This is a genomic window from Brachybacterium sp. p3-SID957, from assembly GCF_025144775.1.
GTDB lineage: Bacteria > Actinomycetota > Actinomycetes > Actinomycetales > Dermabacteraceae > Brachybacterium > Brachybacterium epidermidis.
This window is the reverse complement of sequence record NZ_JALXKT010000008.1, coordinates 61,525-77,611: the sequence shown is the minus strand read 5'-3', so window position 1 is coordinate 77,611 and position 16,087 is coordinate 61,525. Positions and strand designations below refer to the sequence as shown.

The window sequence follows — 16,087 nt, the reverse complement described above, 5'->3', positions numbered from 1 at the left end:
GGGGGCCCCCCCCCCCCGCCCCTCAGCGGCTGCCGGCCATCAACCGGCGACCGCCTCCTGCTGCGGATCCAGCTCGATCACGCCGTAGCTCCAGCCCTTGCGGCGGTAGACCACCTTCGGGTTCCCGGACTCCTCGTCGATGAACAGGAAGAAGTCGTGGCCCACCAGCTCCATGCGGTACAGGGCGTCGTCGATGGACATCGGCTCGGCGGGGTGCTTCTTCTCACGGATCACGATGGGGCTGTCCCCATCCGCGTCCAGCTCAGCCGCCTCGGACGCCATCGTCTCCTGGCCGGCGGGGGCGGCATCCTCCCGCAGAGCGGCGGGCAGCTGCGCGTCCGGCACCATCGTGCGCAGGGACTCCCCGGAGACCTGGTGGGCGCGGTCGCGGCCGCGGTGGCGGTCCTTGCGCCGGTCCCGTGCTCGGCGCAGCCGCTCCAGGAGCTTCCCGTAGGCCACGTCGAGGGCCCCGTAGAGATCATCGGCCCGGGCCTCGGACCTGATCACAGCGCCCTTGTCGTGCACGGTGAGCTCCACGCGATCACTGAGCTCGGCCTGCCTGGGGTTCTTCTCCTGCGAGATCTCGACGTCCACCCGCAGCGCGGTGGGCGCCAGCTGAGTGACCTTGTCGAGCTTGTCGGTGAGATGACGGCGGAATCGGTCCGGGACGTCCATGTGGCGTCCGACGACGTTGATCTCCATGAAGTACTCCTCTTAGCGGTGGTGCGGCCGTTCTGAGCCCGGCCGCGATGGCTCCTCGGCTGGGTTCCGCACCTCCTCTCGAAGGGGACTCGCTGCGATGTCGAGTGGTCCAAGCATGCCATGTTTCCCTTCTGATTTCCTGGCCGATCGTCCTGCATGGATCAGCCCGGACGATCGGTGGACCGGTGCGCCACCTCGGTGACCCGGAGCTCCACCGGCACCGGATCCCCGGGCACGCGTGCCGAGGCCACCACGACCGCGCCGATCACCGGGATCCCCGCTGCGGTGAGGGTCTCGTGCATGGCGCGCAGCGTGGATCCGGTGGTGACCACGTCATCGACGATCACGCAGCCGGGCCCTTCCCTGAGCGCCGCCGCCGGAAGCGGGCCTGCCAGGCGGATGCGGCGAGTGCGCCGCATCCGCGCCCCCTTGCCCTCCTGCCCGGTGGTAGGGGCGGCACGCAGCAGCAGCGGCCTGCCGATCCCGGAGCGCGCCAGGGAGCGGACCAGTTCTGCGGTGTGGTCCTCCCCGCGGCGCAGCCGCGCCCGCAGACGGGAGGGGACCGGGACCAGGAAGGGGACCTGCGACCCGCCAGCTGCTCCCCCGGTGCCCACCAGCAGCCTCACTGCTGGTTCGAGACCGGCCGCGATCGGGGCTCCCAGATGGAGCATGCCACCGTTCTTCCAAGCCAGCACCAGGCGCTGCAGATCCCCGGTGTACTCGCCGAGCGCGAGCACGGGCAGCAGGGGGTGATGGTCGACCCCGGCGGGCAACAGCCGGGACCGCTCCCTGACCCGGGCTGCGCTCAGGTGCTGCAGCGCATCGCAGCAGGACTCCACCCGCACCGGTGGCCCCTGCAGCAGGGCGCGGCAGTCCCGGCACAGCCAGCTGCCCTCGCTGCCGCAGGGGCATACGCGCGGCACCAGCAGTGAGCACGTCTGCGCGACGACCTCGCCTACTGCCCGCGCCACGGCGATCCCCGCCCCCCGGTGCCGACTCCGCGCGTGTCCCATGCCCCCATCCCACCTCGATCGCAGTGCTCACGGGCGGGATCGGGCCACGCTGGGGACAAGGGCATCGTGGGGAGGAACCCCACCTGAGCTCGGCCGTCGGTGGTGCACCGGGGAAGGACCTCTCAGTAGAAGGCGGGGTCCCGGGCCGGCAGATCGACGCTCGCCCAGCGGTCCCCCGTGCTGCGCATCAGCGCACCGTCCTCGGTGGCGGCCCACACGGACTCCGCGATCACGCTGCCGGCCAGGCGCACCGTTCCCTGTCGCGGCGGCGGGAGCAGCTCGTGCCCTGTTGCGAGGTCGGTGACCTGAGCCCGGAGCTCCTCACTGATGGGGTCCGTGCCGAGCACGGTCAGGGCGATCTCGTCGTACCAGCCCACCTGCACCATGTCGACCAGCCCGGTGCGCACCACCACCGGCTCCGACACGGAGACCGGAACCCCGGCCTCGTCGCGCTGCACCGCGCACAGATCCAGTCGGGTCCCTGCCTCGTCGGCGGAGAGCACGGCCAGGCGGGTGGCGTCGGCGGCGATGTCCAGCCCCAGCACCTCTCGTCCTCGCAGCCAGGCGGCATCGACCTTGACGTCGTGCTCGGCCCCCTGGGCGGACATCGCCAGCAGCACTCCCGTGCCGGACTGGACCGAGGCCCAGACGTACCCGGCGTCATCGGGTCGCGGATCGGCGTAGGCCGCGCCGGCAGCGGCCTGCCTCACCGGTACCGAGCCATCGGTCGAGGCCATCAGCACGCTGCTGCGGTCCTGTGACAGTGCGCAGGCCAGCACGCCGTCCTGGCTGATCGCCGGTGCGGAGAGGACGGTCTCGGCGAGGTCCGGGACCAGCTGGGACATCTGATCGCTCCCCCCGGCGTCGGCGAGCGAGACCACCCCGGTGGGTCCTGCCCCGATCGGGCGATGCCCCGGCAGAGGCCGGGAGAGGGAGCGGTCCACCTGCGCGGTCAGGTCGGTGCCGTCCCAGAGCAGACGGACCTCCGCCAGCGCCCGCAGGGACCGCAGGGATGCCTCCAGCTGCGCGAGGGCGTGCCCGCGCGGCGCGCTGGCCAGGCGCCGGACGGCCTCGGGTATGGTCACCTCGGCCACACCGTCAGCTCCCGTCGTCACCGTCACCGCCTCCATGTCGGCGCCGGAGGGCACCAGATTGCGCACGGCCGACTCCAGCGACTCCACGGGCCCGGCGCGGAGGCCTTCGAGAACCGCCGGAACAGCCCGGTGGGAGGAGTACCAGCGCAGATCAGGGACCAGGTGCAGGGATCGGGGATCCAGGAAGTAGAGCCGTGCAGGGGTGAATAGCGCCTCGAACGCGGACCCCGAGAGGTGGATGCCGGGTGGCGGATCGGCGATCCGCCACTGCCCGTCAACGGACTGGACGTGGACCGTGATCTCCTGGGCGGTGGGACCGGCCAGGACGCTGCGCACGCCCTGCGCATCCACCAGCATCACGGCCTGCAGCGCGAGGGAGACGGTGTCCTCGCCCAGCTGCTCCACCCGCAGCTCGTCGCTGCTGGAGTAGACGGTCACGCCGGCTCCCGGATCCCACGCGGCGCTGGCGTCGGGGGTGAGGTACTCCCTAGCCACGGCGTAGTCGTCCTCGGTGCCTACGCCGGCCTGCACGAACCCGGTGAGGACCTGCTGGGGAGTGGCGTCCTCGGGGGGCGGCAGCGCCCGCACGTAGGGGGCGCCCGGCCGGGAACGGCCCGAGAGGGGGCGACTGTCGATGGGGGACTCGGTGGGGATGCGCGCGCAGGCGCTCCCGGTGCCGAGCAGCGCGGCGGCACCGGCGAGGCGCAACAGCTCCCGGCGGCTCGCGGTCATCGCCCCTCCTCCTCCCAGCTCGAGTCCAGGCCCGGCAGCATGTCCGGACTGATCTGGATCTCACCGGTGGCGGTGGGCAGCGGGTCCCCTCCTACGCGGTCGAAGGAGCGCTCAAGCCGCAGTGGGGAGCGGGTGATCGCGCCACCGGGTCGACGCGGCAGCGTGAGGCGGAAGACGGCTCCCTCGCCCAGCTGTCCCCATGCCTGCAGCCAGCCGTCGTGCAGGTGCGCATCCTCCACCGAGATCGACAGACCCAGCCCGGTCCCTCCCAGGGTGCGGGCACGGGAGGGGTCGGCCCGCCAGAACCTGTCGAACACGCGGCGGGCATCCTCCGGGGAGATGCCCCGCCCGTGGTCCTGGACCACCACGGCCACCGAGTCCTCGTCCGATCCCGTCTGCACCAGCACCGGATGCCCCGCCCCGTGCTCGATCGCATTGGTCAGCAGGTTCCGCAGGATCCGGTCCACCCGCCGGGCATCGACCACGGCGCGCATCCCGTGCCCGGCAGGTCGCACGTCCAGCAGGCATCCGCGGGCTGCAGCAAGGGGGCGCACGTCGTCCACCGCGCGCATCACCAGCTCGTCCAGGTCCTCGCGGTTCGCCTCGAGCACGGCCGCCCCGGCATCGAACCGGGAGATCTCCAGCAGTTCGGTGAGCAGCAGCTCGAAGCGGGTGACCTGCGTCGAGAGCAGCTCCACCGTCCGGTGCAGACCCTCCGGCAGCGATTCGCGCTGGTCGTCGAGCACGGAGGACGCCATGCGGATCGTGGTGAGCGGGGTGCGCAGCTCATGCGAGACGTCGGCCACGAAGCGCTGCTGGACCCGGGAGAGCTCGGTGAGGTCCTCGACCTTCTGCTCCAGGCTCCGAGCCATGTCGTTGAACGACTCCCCCACCCGGGCCAGCTCATCGGCCCCGGAGACCTCGACGCGGCTGGTGAGGTCTCCGGCGGCCAGGCGCTCGGCCGCCTGTGCCGCCTTCTTCAGAGGGGTGGTGACCAGCTGTGCCACCACCACGGCGATGCCCACCATGAGGGCGAGCAGTACGGCGCCGCCGCCCAGCACCACGCGCTGCACGAAGGCGAGGGTCTGCTGTTCGTCCTGCAGGGAGTACACCAGGTACAGGTCGTAGGAGCCGCTCCCGGCCACCACCACGCGCGTGCCCACCAGCAGAGCGGGCTCGACCTCCTCGGTGGGGCCCGCCATCGCGATGGACGTCCACACCAGCGAGTCGGGCTGCGCGGCGACTGCTCGCGCGAACTCGGGATCCACGACCTCGGACAGCGAACGGTCCGAGTACACCGACCACACCATGCCTGTGGTCTCCACCGGGACCAGTGCCGCCTCCCGGCGGGATGCGCCGTTCTGGCCCCGCACTTCCTGGACGAAGGCGGTGGCCGCGTCCTGCTGCTGAGTTCCGGTGGCACCGGTGAGCTGATCCAGGTCGGAGACCAGCGCATCACGGATGTCCTGGGACTCCTCCAGCACCCGGTCCCGACGCTGCTCGTACAGGCCGTCGGCGATCACGGACGACAGGTACGCGCCCACCGTCAGGATGGACACGCTCGCCAGCAGAGTGGTCACCACCACCACGCGCAGGGCGAGCGGCCAGTGCCCCGGAAGGACGCGATGAAGGGCGGCGCCGGGCCCGCTCTCGCCGCGGCCCGGGGCGGTCACGGCTGCGCGGGCCGGCTCAGGACGGCCCACCTGCCCGATAGCCCACCCCGCGCACGGTCACCACGATCCGGGGGTTCTCCGGATCGTGCTCGATCTTGGAGCGCAGGCGCTGCACGTGGACGTTGACCAGGCGGGTGTCGGCACTGTGCCGGTAACCCCACACCTCCCGCAGCAGCACGTCCCTGGTGAACACCTGCCAAGGCTTGCGGGCCAGCTGGGTGAGCAGGTCGAACTCGAGGGGGGTGAGGGAGATCGGCTCACCCCCGCGGAACACCTCGTGCCCGTCCACGTCGATCTCGAGGTCACCGATGGTGAGCTTCTCCGTGGTGGGGACCTCGGAGCGCCGCACGCGCGCCTTGATCCTTGCCACCAGCTCCTCCGGCTCGAACGGCTTGGTGAGGTAGTCGTCCGCCCCGGCCTCGAGCCCCTCGACCACGTCGGCGGTGTCGGTGCGGGCGGTGAGCATGATGATCGGCACCCCGCTCCCGGCGCGCAGCCTGCGGCACACCTCGATGCCGTCCATCCCCGGCAGCATCAGGTCCAGCAGGACCACGTCGGGCCGCACGCGCGCGAACGCCTCCAGTGCGGAGGCGCCGTCGGGGAAGGTGATCACCTCGTACCCCTTGCCGCGCAGAACGATCCCGACCATTTCGGCGATCGCCTGATCGTCATCGACCACGAGGATCCGTGAAGGCGTCGTCATGGGGTCATTGTGCCACCCAGCAGCAGGACCGGGATGGACCCACGACACGAGGTCATCGACGTTCGTCGGATCGGGCCGGGCACGCGGAGTGCGTAGCGTGGGAACCCAGCATCACAGCAACACAGGATCAGCAACACAGGATCACAGCATCACCACGAGCAGGACCGCCACGGCAGGCTCCCCGGTTCACCCGGCAGCACCCGGTGGGGTCCAGGACGACGGAGGTCGGGATGAGCACGGGATGGACCGCACCCGGGACCAGCAGCGTCCCGCAGGGCCAGGAGCCGGGGACGCACCCGGACGGCGCCGGTGCGCCCCCGATCCCAGACCCCACGAGCACTCAGGGGCCCACAGACGGCCCGGCTGGCCCGCTGCGGCGGGAACTGGTGCAGCAGGCGCCCCTGTTCCCCCTGCGGCCACTGTCGGTCGGTGAGGTGCTGGGAGCGGCGGTCCGCATCTACCGTCGTCGGGCCAAGGCCATGCTGCTGCTGTCCGCGGCCGTTCACGGCATCGCGTACATGCTGATCACGGTGCTCACCGGGGCCAGCATGATGCCGCTGATCGGCGAGACCCGCACCATGCTCGAGGACCCGCAGGCGAGCGATCCCGGGGCGTTCTCGGTGATGTCCCTGTCCGAGGCGCTGAGCACGCTGGGGGCCTCGCTGGTGACCGGCATGGTCTCCATGATCGCCACCGCCATGGTCACCGCCGTCCTCACGCGGGTCGCCATCGGGGAGGCCACGGGCGAGCCTCTGGCCGACTCCGAGCTGTGGCCCACCCTGCGACGACTGGCGCTGCCGGCGGTCGGGGTCTCCGCCCTGGTGGGGCTGCTGATCACCGTCGCGACCGTGGTCCCCACGACCCTGGGTCTGGTGCCTCTGCTGGTGTGGCAGGAGGCCAATGCGATCACGATCCTCGCTCTGGTGCTGGGCCTCGTCGTCGCACTCGTCGCGGCAGTGTGGTTCTACGCTCGCACCCTGCTCGCCATCCCCGCACTGGTGGTCGAAGGGACCGGGATCCTCGGGGCTGTGCGTCGCTCCTTCGCGCTGACCGCCGGGCGCCGCATGTGGCGGGCGCTGGGCCTGGGCGTCCTGCTGGCGGTGCTGTACTACGTCGCCGTGCAGGTGCTGAGCGGAGTCTTCGGCGTGGTGGGGGCCGTCGCCTACATGGCGATCCTGCTGCTGTCCAACCTCGAGGCGATCGTGCTGGGCGTGATCGTGCTGACCGTGCTGTCCATGATCGGTGCCTACGTCGCGACCTTCCTGCTGGCCCCCTACCTCTCCGCCGGCACCGCGGCGATCTACGCCGACAACCGGATGCGGCACGAGGCCTGGGACATCGAACTGAACCGGCGTGCCCGTGACAGCTGGAACGCGGGGCAGCTCCCATGATCCCCCTTGCCCCACCGGGGATCGACCCCGATGAGGCGCGCCGCCGGATGCTCGAGGAGCTGTCGAAGGCCGAGTACGACGACTCCCCCGGTTTCGTGCAGTGGCTGCTCGAGACGATCGAGTCCTGGCTGACGGAGATCGTGAAGGGCATCGACGGCTCCTCCGCCGCCCAGGCCGGCCTGTTCGCCCTGCTGATCGCGCTGGCGCTGGGGTCGACGGTGCTCGTGCTGCGCCGCACCGGACTGATCCGGCGCAGCGCCACGCTGACGGTGGAGACGGCACTGGACACCCCGGACGTGCTCAGCGCCGCCGAGCTGCGGTCAGCGGCCCGCGACGCCGTCGCCGCGGGGCGGCGCGATGATGCGGCAGTGCTGGCCATGCGCGCACTGGTGCGCGATCTCGACGACCGCACCCTGCTGGACGTCACCGCGGGGATGACGGCGCACGAGGCCGCCGAGGGAGCCTCCGTACCGTTCCCCGAACTGCGGGGACGCCTCCAGCTCGGTGCCCAGGCCTTCGACACCGCCGCCTACTCCCACCGCTCCGTCAGCGCCAAGCAGGCCGAGGACCTGGTGCGGCTGACCGAGTACATCGCGGAGTCCAGCCCGGACCTCACCGAGAGCCCGAGGGCCGCCGGATGAACAGCTCCGCCGATCGTCGGCCCCGATGGCTGGTGGTGCTGATCGTGCTCGCCGTACTGGCGGCGGTCCTGGCCGCCGTGGCCCGCGGCTACTACCGGGACGGCCCGCTCGAGCCCGACGCGCCGACGGGACAGGGATCCCGGGCCGCGGTGAGCGTGCTCATGGACCTGGGTGTCCAGGTCGACACCCAGCGGCACACCGCCGATGTGGTCGAGGATCTGTCCGAGGGCCGCACCGTGCTGGTCACGGACCCCGTCCTGCTCTCCGGTGCGCAGCTGGAGGCCCTGTCCACCTCGCTGGAGGAGTCGGCCGGCACTCTGGTGCTGGTCCAGCCGGACTTCGTCACCCTGGGATACCTCACGCCGCTGATCTCCCCGGCAGGGACCGTGCGCACATCCACCCTGATCGATGCCGGCCCTGACTGCGATGCCGCCTTCGGTGCACGCCAGGTCCACGTGCCCGGCGATGAAGGGCTGGTGGGGCCGGCCACCACCTACCGCACCTCCGGGCAGGCAGCCGGCTGCTTCGCCTCCGGGGCGGGGTCGCTGGTGGCCGTGCACGATCGGCTGGTGGTGCTGGGCTCCCCGGATCTGCTGACGAACGACGGCATCGGGCAGGCGGACAACTCCGCTCTGGTGCTCAACGCTCTCGGTTCTACCGATGAGCTGACCTGGTACGTCCCCTCCCCCGGTGATCCGATGGCCGCCACCGGACCGGACCTGCTGGACTATCTGCCCGACTGGGCCTCCCCGCTCGCGCTGTGGCTGCTGCTGTCAGCGCTGGTCGCCCTGCTGGCTCTGGGACGACGCTTCGGTCCGGTGGTGGTGGAGCCGCTTCCGGTGACGGTGCGGCCCCAGGAGCTGGTGCTGGGGCGCGCACGGCTGCTGCAGCAGTCGCAGTCCCGTGATGCGGCCGCCGCCTCCCTGCGCGCCGCTGCCGCGAGACGCCTCGCCGACCGGCTCGGCATCCGCCACGAGGAGTCGCTGGACGCCCTGGTCGCCGCCCTCACCCCGCATCTCGAGCAGTCCCCGGAGCAGATCCGCTCCCTGCTCGGACCCACCCCCGTGAGCAGTGACCAGGCCCTGGTGCAGCTCGCCCACGACCTCGACCGACTCGAGAAGGAGATCGACCGATGAACGGTTCCAGCCAGGCCGCCGTCCCGCCCGGGGCCGAGGGCCCCACCGCGCCCACCGGGCCCGATGTCGACCGCGGCACCCGCGAGCAGCTCCAGGGACTCGCTGACGAGATCCACAAGGGCGTGGTGGGCCAGGACGCCGCGGTCACCAGCCTGGTGGTGGCCCTGCTGTGCCGCGGCCACGTGCTGCTGGAAGGAGTTCCCGGCGTGGCCAAGACCCTGCTGGTGCGCTCCCTGGCCGCAGCGCTGGACGTGCGCATGCGCCGCGTGCAGTTCACCCCGGACCTGATGCCCGGCGACATCACCGGCTCCCTCGTCTACGACGCCTCCACCAGCGACCTGGTGTTCCGGGAGGGCCCGGTGTTCACCAACCTGCTGCTGGCGGACGAGATCAACCGCACCCCTCCCAAGACCCAGTCCGCACTGCTGGAGGCCATGGAGGAGCGCCAGGTCACCGTGGACGGCATGCCGCACCCGCTGCCGGACCCCTTCCTGGTGATCGCCACCCAGAACCCCATCGAGTTCGACGGCACGTACACGCTGCCGGAGGCCCAGCTGGACCGCTTTCTGCTCAAGGCGGTGATGCCGCTGCCGGAGCGTGAGGTCGAGGTGGACGTGCTGCGGCGTCACGCCGACGGCTTCGACACCGCGGACCTCGGCGCCATGGGGCTGCGTCCGGTGGTGGACGTGCCCGCACTCGAACGCGCCCAACGGGATGTGGCCACGGTGGCGGCAGAGGATCCGGTGGTGCAGTACATCGTGGACGTCTGCCGCGCCACCCGCCGCTCGCCGAGTCTGTCCCTGGGGGTCTCGCCGCGCGGTGCGATCGCGCTGCTGCGCACGTCCCGTGCCTGGGCATACCTGTCGGGCCGGGACTTCATCACCCCCGACGACGTGAAGATCATGGCTCCGTCCACCCTCGCGCACCGGGTGCGCCTGACCACCGAGGCGGAGCTGGAGGGCTCCCAGGTGGAGGCGGTCCTGGCCGCGACACTGGCCTCGGTGCCCGTGCCGCGCTGAGAGGCAGTGGAATGAGGATCTCCATCACCCCGCGTGCCGCACTGGTGACCCTGCTGGGACTGCCGGTGCTGGTGCTGTGGCCCGCCTGGTGGACCGTGCTGCTGCTGGCGGCGGCATGGCTGCTGGTGGTGCTGATCGATGCCTTCCTGGCCCCTTCCCCCCGCGCGCTGACCGTGCAGCGGGACGCACCGGGGCAGGTCAGGCTGGGCGGGGAGGCCGGCGGGCGGGTGCTGGTTGCCAATCCGACCTCCCGCCCCGCGGACCTGGAGATCCGGGATGCCTGGAACCCGACGGCCGGTCTGGCAGAGCAGCGCTCTGCGCTGCGGGTGCCGCCGCGGGAGAGGCGAGCCGTCGCCCAGGTGTACCGGCCCACGCGCAGGGGCCAGCACTCCTCGCGAACGCTGCTGCTGGCCTCCCGCGGTCCGCTCGGGCTGGCCCGCCGCACCGCAGCCGTGGACGCGCCGGGTCGACTGCTGGCGCTGCATCCCTTCGCCTCCCGCCGCCACCTCCCCTCCCGGGTGCGACGGCTGCGGGAGATCGAGGGGCTGGCCGCGATCCATCAGCGCGGTCAGGGCACCGAGTTTGACTCGCTGCGCGACTTCGTGGACGGCGACGACGTGCGCTCGATCGACTGGCGGGCCACTGCGCGCCGCCGCAGTGTGGTGGTGCGCACCTGGCGCCCCGAGCGGGACCGGCACGTGCTGATCGTGGTGGACACCTCCCGCACTTCCGCCAGCCGCCTGGGTGACGCGCCCCGCCTGGACGCCGCCTTCGATGCGGCTCTGCTGCTGACCGCGCTGGCAGGGCACGCCGGGGACCGCGTTGATCTGCTGTGCATCGACCGCATCCCCCACGTGTCCGTGGTGGGCTCCAGCCGCACTACCGTGCTCAACGACATGGTGCGCTCCACCGCCGCCGTGCACCCTGCCCTGGTGGAGACGGACTGGGAGCTCGCAGCCGGCGCGATTCGGGACCGTGCCCGCAAGGGAGCACTGGTGGTGCTGGTGACGCCGGTGGACGCCTCCGTGGTGGACACGGGACTGCTGCCGGTCGCCGCGCGCATCGGACGCGACCACCCGCTGGTGGTGCTGTCGGTCGCCGATCCCGCCCTGGATGCCCTGGCCGCGGGGCGCGGGGACCTGGAGGCCGTGTACCGGGCGGCGGCCGCCGAGCAGGACAGGATCCGCCGCTCCGGAGTGGCGCGGGCCCTGGAGCGGGTGGGGGCGCATGTGGTGGATGCGCCGCCAGACCGGGCACCACGGGCTCTGGCCGACTGCTACCTCGCGCTGAAGGCGGCCGGGCGGCTGTAGGCGGCACCCCGCCCGATGGGGACCCGGCCACCCCGCAGCGGGGACGTGGCGGGTCGGGGTGACCCTGCCACAAGGCCGGATCGGCGGCGAGCATCCACTCCCATCGATCCGGTCGACTGCTCAGCCCGCGGTGGCGACGTGGTCGCCCACCATCTCCTCGGAGAGGTCCCCGGTGATCCCGCAGCGGTGCACCTGCCTGCCGCGCACCAGCATGAAGGCGAGGAAGGCCAGCCAGGCGAGGGCACCGATCGCGATGCGCACCGCCGGGGACAGCCCGCTGGGGGTCACGAACGCCTCGATGAACCCGGAGACCAGCAGCACCGGCACCAGCCCGATCGCGACCGTCACCAGCGAGCGTGCCGCCCGCGACAGCGCCCACAGCCGAGGCAGCTCCCCGGGGCGGATCCACGCCCAGAAGGTGCGCAGTCCTGCACCGGCACCCACCACCACGCAGGTCAGCTCCAGCAGCCCGTGCGGGAGGATGTACACGAAGAAAGTGCCCAGGCCCCCGTAGGCCCCCATCACCCCGGCCATCAGCCCCACGTTCAGGCCGTTCTGCAGCAGCATCATCACCGGCCAGAAGCCCGTCACGCCCAGCACGACGGCCTGGACCGTGATCCACGCGTTGTTGGTCCACACGTTGGCGGCGAACCCGGAGGCGTCCCCCTGGAAGTAGTACTCAACGAAGTCGCGCTGGGCGAGGGAGCGCTGCGCGGCCTCCGGCAGCACCAGTCCCCGGGCCACCGGATCGAGCCCGAAGTAGAGGCCGCACACCACCGTGGCCCCGAGGAAGATCGCAGCGGCCAGTGCCACCGCCCACCGCGCCTGGAACAGGGCGGCCGGCAGGTCCTCCCAGAAGAAGGTGCGGGCGTGCTTCCACAGCGGCGTGCGGGCCCCGGTGATCCGCAGGCGCGCCCGGTGCACCAGCAGCGAGAGGCGCGCGGTCAGGGCCGGGTCCGGGTTCGTGGAGCGCACCGTGGACAGGTGCGTGGCCGCAGCCTGGTAGAGGGACACCAGCTCGTCGATCCCCTCGGCATCGAGCCGGCGGGTGCGGGTGAGCTCGGCCAGCCGCTCCCACTGGGGGCTGTGCACGGAGATGAAGGCATCGGTGTCCACGTCCCCAGGGTAGGCACGCAGCATGCTTCCGCGCCGCCGACGAAAGTCGAACTCCGACCTGCCAGAAGCAGACCGTGGACTCTCTCGCAGGCGCCGACGGCCTGCCAGGATTAAGGTATGTCGACGATCTCTGCACCGAGCGATGCCGGTTCCGCGTCACTGGCACGGGACGACAGGGAGTCCCTGGTCACCGGCGAGGCGGTGCTGCTGGACCTGCGCACCGCCTCCTTCGCCGTGCGCATGCTGTCGGCATCGATCGACGGCGCCGTCCAGCTGGCGATCCTGGTGGGCGGGATCGTCGGCGCGGTGTGGGTGATGGCGGCCCTGGATGCCGACGAGGGGTTCTTCGCCGCCGGGACGCTCGTCATGAGCGTGACCGCGTACGTGGGCTACCCGGTGCTGTGCGAGATGCTGCTGCGTGGCCGCTCCGTGGGGCGACTGGTCACGGGCACCCGCGTGGTGCGGGAGGACGGCGGGCCGGTCCATGTGCGTCAGAGCGTGCTGCGAGCCGTGATGGCCATGTTCGAGATCTGGGGGACGGCCGGTGCGGTGGCCCTGACCTGCTCGGTGCTCGATCGCAAGTCGCGTCGGATCGGGGACCTGCTGGCGGGCACCGTGGTGATCCAGGAGCGCATGTCCGCTCCGCGTTCGCAGCGCATCGAGCTGCCGCAGGAACTGCGTCCGTGGGCGGCGGGGGCCGATGTGGGGCGGCTCCCGGTGGCGCTGGTGCAGGACATCCGCTCGTTCCTGCCCCGAGCCGAGCGCATCCATCCCCGGTCGCGTCAGCAGCTGTCCCGCGACCTGCTGCAGCGAGCGCTCCCGTTCGTGGCGCCGGCTCCTCCCCCGGGCACCGATCCGGAGGCGTTCCTGGCCGCGGTGGTGTCGGAGAGGTCCCGACGCGACGAGGAGAGGCTGCGGCGAGCTGTCGCGGCGCAGCGCGAGCTGTCCGCTGAGGTGCGCACGGCGCCGTTCACCGCCTGAGGCGGATCGGCACCGGCCGTTCAGGCGCTCGGTGCCGCGGTGCGACCGGCGATCAGCACCGGGATCCCACCCTTGACCGGGTGGATCCGTCCACAGGACGCGCACTGGAGGCCTGCATCGACATCGCGCAGGGAGCCCGTGCAGTCGGGGCAGCGCAGTCGTTCGCGGACCCACGCAGGCACATCGGCACCGCTGGCCCCGGCCGGGGCCAGGTGCGGCAGTTCAACGTCGACGGGCTGCAGGCTCACCACCGGCTGCTGGCGCACCAGCGCCAGGATCTCGTCCCGCACCCGGATCATCGTGGTCTCCAGCTCCGCCTCGACGTTCAGGCGCAGCAGCGGCTCGGTGTTGGAGGATCGCAGGGAGAACCACCAGCGCTCCTCCGCAGGGGCCTCGGCGTCCCAGTGCTCCACCGTCAGGCCGTCCAGGTCGTCGCACGTGGTCCCCGGGATCCGCTCCGCGTGTGCGCGCACGGTCTCGCGCGACTGCTCGGCATCGTCCACCCGGGAGTTGATCTCCCCGCTGCTGGCATAGGGATCGTGGGACGCCACCAGGGTCGACAGGGAGCCCTCGCTCTCCGCCAGGGCGGCGATCACGTGCAGGGCCGCGAGCATCCCGGAGTCCGCGTGGAAGAAGTCCCGGAAGTAGTAGTGCGCGGAGTGCTCACCGCCGAAGACGGCGCAGTGCTCGGCCATCAGCGCCTTGATCAGGGAATGGCCGACCCGGGAGCGCACGTGCGTGCCGCCGGCGGCCCGGATGGTCTCGGCCACGTGCCGGGAGGAGACCAGGTTCGCGACCACGGCCGGGTGCTCCTCCCCGGCGGCTCGAGCTCGGGCGATCTCGCGCTGGGCGATCAGGGCGGTGATCGCCGAGGGGGACACCAGGGCGCCGGTCTCGTCCAGGACCACACACCGGTCGGCATCGCCGTCGAAGGCGAAGCCGAGATCGGCCCCCTCGCTCAGCACGGCCTCCCGCAGGTCCTCGAGGTTGATGGGGTCCAGCGGATCCGCCGGGTGGTGGGGGAAGGTGCCGTCGAGCTCGAAGTGCAGCGGAACCAGGTCGATCCGGCCCAGCCGCTCCGCCACTGCGGGAACGGTCAGCCCGGCCATGGCATTGGCGGCGTCCACCACCACGCGCAGTCGTCGGCCCTCGGGGATCGGGACCAGCCCCAGCACGGTGTCGACGTAGTCGGCCAGGGTGTCCAGGGGCTGTGAGACCCCGCCCGGGATCTCCGGGATCTCTGCGGAATCGAGGTAGGCCTCGGCTGCGGCCCGCATGCTCGCAAGGCCGGTGTCGCGGCTGATGGGGCGGGCCCCGGGCAGGCACAGCTTCAGCCCGTTGTCCTGGGCAGGGTTGTGGCTGGCGGTGATCATCGCCCCGGCGGCACGATGCAGGCCCGAGGCGCAGTACAGCTGATCCGTGGAGGACAGCCCGGCCTCCCCCACGGTGGCTCCTCGACGCACGGCTCCGTCCACGAAGGCGCGCGCCAGCTCCGGGGAGGAGACCCGCATGTCGTGGGCGACGATCATGTCGCCGCCGTCCGGGGAGCTGCTCAGGAAGTCTGCGAAGGCGGCGCCGAGCGCGCGGGCCACCTCGGCCGTCAGCTGTGTGCCGGCCTCACCGCGCACGTCGTACGCCTTGACGATCGGTGAGAGGTCCGCCGGGCGGCTGTCAGTCATGGGGGCTCCTGAGGACATGGAGATGGCGAGCTGGTTCGCGCACCGGGGCGGGCTGCGTCCGTGACGCCGTCCCGGCGTCGGCGGGTGTCTGCGTGCTGCGCGACGGCTTCACGGCATCGGCGAGGGCGACCAGATCGTCGCTGACCTCCGATGCGCCGGCCACCCGCAGCAGTTCCCATCCCCGCGGGGCGGTGAGCCGGGAGGCGTGCTCGCGGCACAGGTCGTAGGCGTGCGGCTCGCTGCTGCGGGAGAGCGGCCCCAGCACTGCCGTGGCGTCCTCGTACACGAAGGTCAATGTGCTCACCGCGGGCAGGGAGCAGGCGGTGCGGGAGCATTCACGGGCTGGCACAGCAAGGAGTGTACGCAGGCAGAAGGCCTCCTGGTGGACGGCGCGCCCGGTGGACGGCAGCCCGTGCGCTCCCCGATAGAGTGCGGGCATGGATGCGTCCGGGCTCACCCCGCCTCCCGCCCCGAGACCCGGCCTGCGCCGCCGTGATCGCCGGGGGCGCGGCAGGCGCTGGGACCTGATCCCCCCGCACCTGCCCGGCCATCGGACACGGCGCGAGCGCTTCGACGACACCGTCACCGACGCCGCCGCCTCCCTGATCGAGCGGTTCCCGCGCCGACTCGCCCATCTGCGCGTCGTGGTCGAGGAGGTGCCGCCCGCCGATCCAGCTCCCTGGGAGGACGCCTCGGTGCTGCTGGGTCGTGCCCTGCCCTCCACCCGGGAGCACCCGCCGCGCATCATCCTGTACCGGTTGCCGATCCAGACCCGCTGCTCGGCCGAGCAGGACCTCGATCTGCTGGTGCGCCAGGTGCTGTCGGAGCAGGTGGGGTCGATGCTGGCCATCGCGCCGGAGGACGTGGACCCGGAGGCGTGGGGGCAATGAGCGTGCG

The 16,087-nt window shown here is 72.0% G+C and carries 15 protein-coding genes; 7 read left to right on the top strand and 8 right to left on the bottom strand.

Annotated elements, in window-relative coordinates; genetic code table 11:
• Positions 1-39: 39 nt before the first annotated feature.
• The 5 genes from hpf to mtrA all read right to left on the bottom strand — a co-directional run bounded on the left by hpf (position 40) and on the right by mtrA (position 5,917).
• Entirely contained in the window at positions 40-702 is a 663-nt protein-coding gene (hpf, locus tag M3B01_RS03205) for a ribosome hibernation-promoting factor, HPF/YfiA family (RefSeq protein ID WP_259789373.1), read from the bottom strand.
• 161 nt (positions 703-863) lie between these two features.
• Positions 864-1,715 carry a ComF family protein gene (locus M3B01_RS03200; RefSeq protein ID WP_259789372.1) on the bottom strand — a complete coding sequence of 284 codons (852 nt, stop codon included), beginning with the start codon at positions 1,713-1,715 and terminating at the stop codon, positions 864-866.
• Between the two features lie 122 nt (positions 1,716-1,837).
• Entirely contained in the window at positions 1,838-3,541 is a 1,704-nt protein-coding gene (locus M3B01_RS03195; protein WP_259789371.1) for a GerMN domain-containing protein, read from the bottom strand.
• Entirely contained in the window at positions 3,538-5,244 is a 1,707-nt protein-coding gene (gene mtrB / locus M3B01_RS03190; RefSeq protein WP_259789370.1) for an MtrAB system histidine kinase MtrB, read from the bottom strand. The genes M3B01_RS03195 and mtrB overlap by 4 nt, the downstream gene beginning before the upstream one ends.
• The gene (gene mtrA / locus M3B01_RS03185; RefSeq protein ID WP_193864692.1) at positions 5,231-5,917 is read right to left on the bottom strand and encodes an MtrAB system response regulator MtrA; all 687 of its coding nucleotides are present in this window, start codon (positions 5,915-5,917) and stop codon (positions 5,231-5,233) included. The genes mtrB and mtrA overlap by 14 nt, the downstream gene beginning before the upstream one ends.
• Positions 5,918-6,147: 230 nt before the next feature.
• On the opposite strand from mtrA, the gene M3B01_RS03180 reads away from it, so the two are divergent.
• Genes M3B01_RS03180 through M3B01_RS03160 form a run of 5 tightly spaced genes read left to right on the top strand, consistent with a single transcriptional unit; the run spans position 6,148 to position 11,414 of the window.
• Positions 6,148-7,308 (top strand): glycerophosphoryl diester phosphodiesterase membrane domain-containing protein, encoded by a 1,161-nt coding sequence (locus M3B01_RS03180; RefSeq protein WP_259789369.1) that lies wholly within the window; start codon positions 6,148-6,150, stop codon positions 7,306-7,308.
• Complete coding sequence (locus M3B01_RS03175; protein ID WP_259789368.1) at positions 7,305-7,949, top strand: DUF4129 domain-containing protein; 645 nt, start codon at positions 7,305-7,307, stop codon at positions 7,947-7,949. Before M3B01_RS03180 ends, M3B01_RS03175 begins: the two co-directional genes overlap by 4 nt.
• A complete protein-coding gene (locus M3B01_RS03170) occupies positions 7,946-9,085 on the top strand; it encodes a DUF4350 domain-containing protein (RefSeq protein WP_259789367.1) in 1,140 nt (379 codons plus the stop codon). The genes M3B01_RS03175 and M3B01_RS03170 overlap by 4 nt, the downstream gene beginning before the upstream one ends.
• Complete coding sequence (locus M3B01_RS03165) at positions 9,082-10,104, top strand: MoxR family ATPase (RefSeq protein WP_259789366.1); 1,023 nt, start codon at positions 9,082-9,084, stop codon at positions 10,102-10,104. The genes M3B01_RS03170 and M3B01_RS03165 overlap by 4 nt, the downstream gene beginning before the upstream one ends.
• Positions 10,105-10,115: 11 nt before the next feature.
• Complete coding sequence (locus M3B01_RS03160) at positions 10,116-11,414, top strand: DUF58 domain-containing protein (protein WP_259789365.1); 1,299 nt, start codon at positions 10,116-10,118, stop codon at positions 11,412-11,414.
• Between the two features lie 120 nt (positions 11,415-11,534).
• On the opposite strand, the gene M3B01_RS03155 is transcribed toward M3B01_RS03160, so the two are convergent.
• Positions 11,535-12,530, bottom strand: a complete 996-nt coding sequence (locus M3B01_RS03155; protein ID WP_259789364.1) for a stage II sporulation protein M — start codon at positions 12,528-12,530, stop codon at positions 11,535-11,537.
• Between the two features lie 117 nt (positions 12,531-12,647).
• On the opposite strand from M3B01_RS03155, the gene M3B01_RS03150 reads away from it, so the two are divergent.
• Complete coding sequence (locus M3B01_RS03150) at positions 12,648-13,511, top strand: RDD family protein (RefSeq protein ID WP_259789363.1); 864 nt, start codon at positions 12,648-12,650, stop codon at positions 13,509-13,511.
• A 20-nt stretch (positions 13,512-13,531) separates the two neighbouring features.
• Here the strand turns inward: M3B01_RS03150 and M3B01_RS03145 are convergent, their stop codons facing one another.
• Together M3B01_RS03145 and M3B01_RS03140 are read right to left on the bottom strand one after the other, a co-directional pair.
• Positions 13,532-15,190, bottom strand: coding sequence for a phosphomannomutase/phosphoglucomutase (locus M3B01_RS03145; protein WP_259789362.1), 1,659 nt, complete (start codon positions 15,188-15,190; stop codon positions 13,532-13,534).
• Positions 15,183-15,539, bottom strand: coding sequence for a DUF3499 domain-containing protein (locus M3B01_RS03140; protein ID WP_259789361.1), 357 nt, complete (start codon positions 15,537-15,539; stop codon positions 15,183-15,185). Before M3B01_RS03140 ends, M3B01_RS03145 begins: the two co-directional genes overlap by 8 nt.
• Positions 15,540-15,627: 88 nt before the next feature.
• On the opposite strand from M3B01_RS03140, the gene M3B01_RS03135 reads away from it, so the two are divergent.
• The gene (locus M3B01_RS03135; RefSeq protein ID WP_259789360.1) at positions 15,628-16,080 is read left to right on the top strand and encodes a metallopeptidase family protein; all 453 of its coding nucleotides are present in this window, start codon (positions 15,628-15,630) and stop codon (positions 16,078-16,080) included.
• Positions 16,081-16,087 lie beyond the last annotated feature (7 nt).

Bases quoted from the DNA above. Each gene is read 5' to 3' on its own strand.
- M3B01_RS03145 (WP_259789362.1), bottom strand. From the start codon at position 15,190: ATGACTGACAGCCGCCCGGCGGACCTCTCACCGATCGTCAAGGCGTAC.
- M3B01_RS03135 (WP_259789360.1), top strand. From the start codon at position 15,628: ATGGATGCGTCCGGGCTCACCCCGCCTCCCGCCCCGAGACCCGGCCTG.
- M3B01_RS03180 (WP_259789369.1), top strand. From the start codon at position 6,148: ATGAGCACGGGATGGACCGCACCCGGGACCAGCAGCGTCCCGCAGGGC.
- M3B01_RS03165 (WP_259789366.1), top strand. From the start codon at position 9,082: ATGAACGGTTCCAGCCAGGCCGCCGTCCCGCCCGGGGCCGAGGGCCCC.
- M3B01_RS03195 (WP_259789371.1), bottom strand. From the start codon at position 3,541: ATGACCGCGAGCCGCCGGGAGCTGTTGCGCCTCGCCGGTGCCGCCGCG.
- M3B01_RS03200 (WP_259789372.1), bottom strand. From the start codon at position 1,715: ATGGGACACGCGCGGAGTCGGCACCGGGGGGCGGGGATCGCCGTGGCG.
- mtrA (WP_193864692.1), bottom strand. From the start codon at position 5,917: ATGACGACGCCTTCACGGATCCTCGTGGTCGATGACGATCAGGCGATC.
- M3B01_RS03170 (WP_259789367.1), top strand. From the start codon at position 7,946: ATGAACAGCTCCGCCGATCGTCGGCCCCGATGGCTGGTGGTGCTGATC.
- M3B01_RS03175 (WP_259789368.1), top strand. From the start codon at position 7,305: ATGATCCCCCTTGCCCCACCGGGGATCGACCCCGATGAGGCGCGCCGC.
- hpf (WP_259789373.1), bottom strand. From the start codon at position 702: ATGGAGATCAACGTCGTCGGACGCCACATGGACGTCCCGGACCGATTC.
- M3B01_RS03150 (WP_259789363.1), top strand. From the start codon at position 12,648: ATGTCGACGATCTCTGCACCGAGCGATGCCGGTTCCGCGTCACTGGCA.
- M3B01_RS03160 (WP_259789365.1), top strand. From the start codon at position 10,116: ATGAGGATCTCCATCACCCCGCGTGCCGCACTGGTGACCCTGCTGGGA.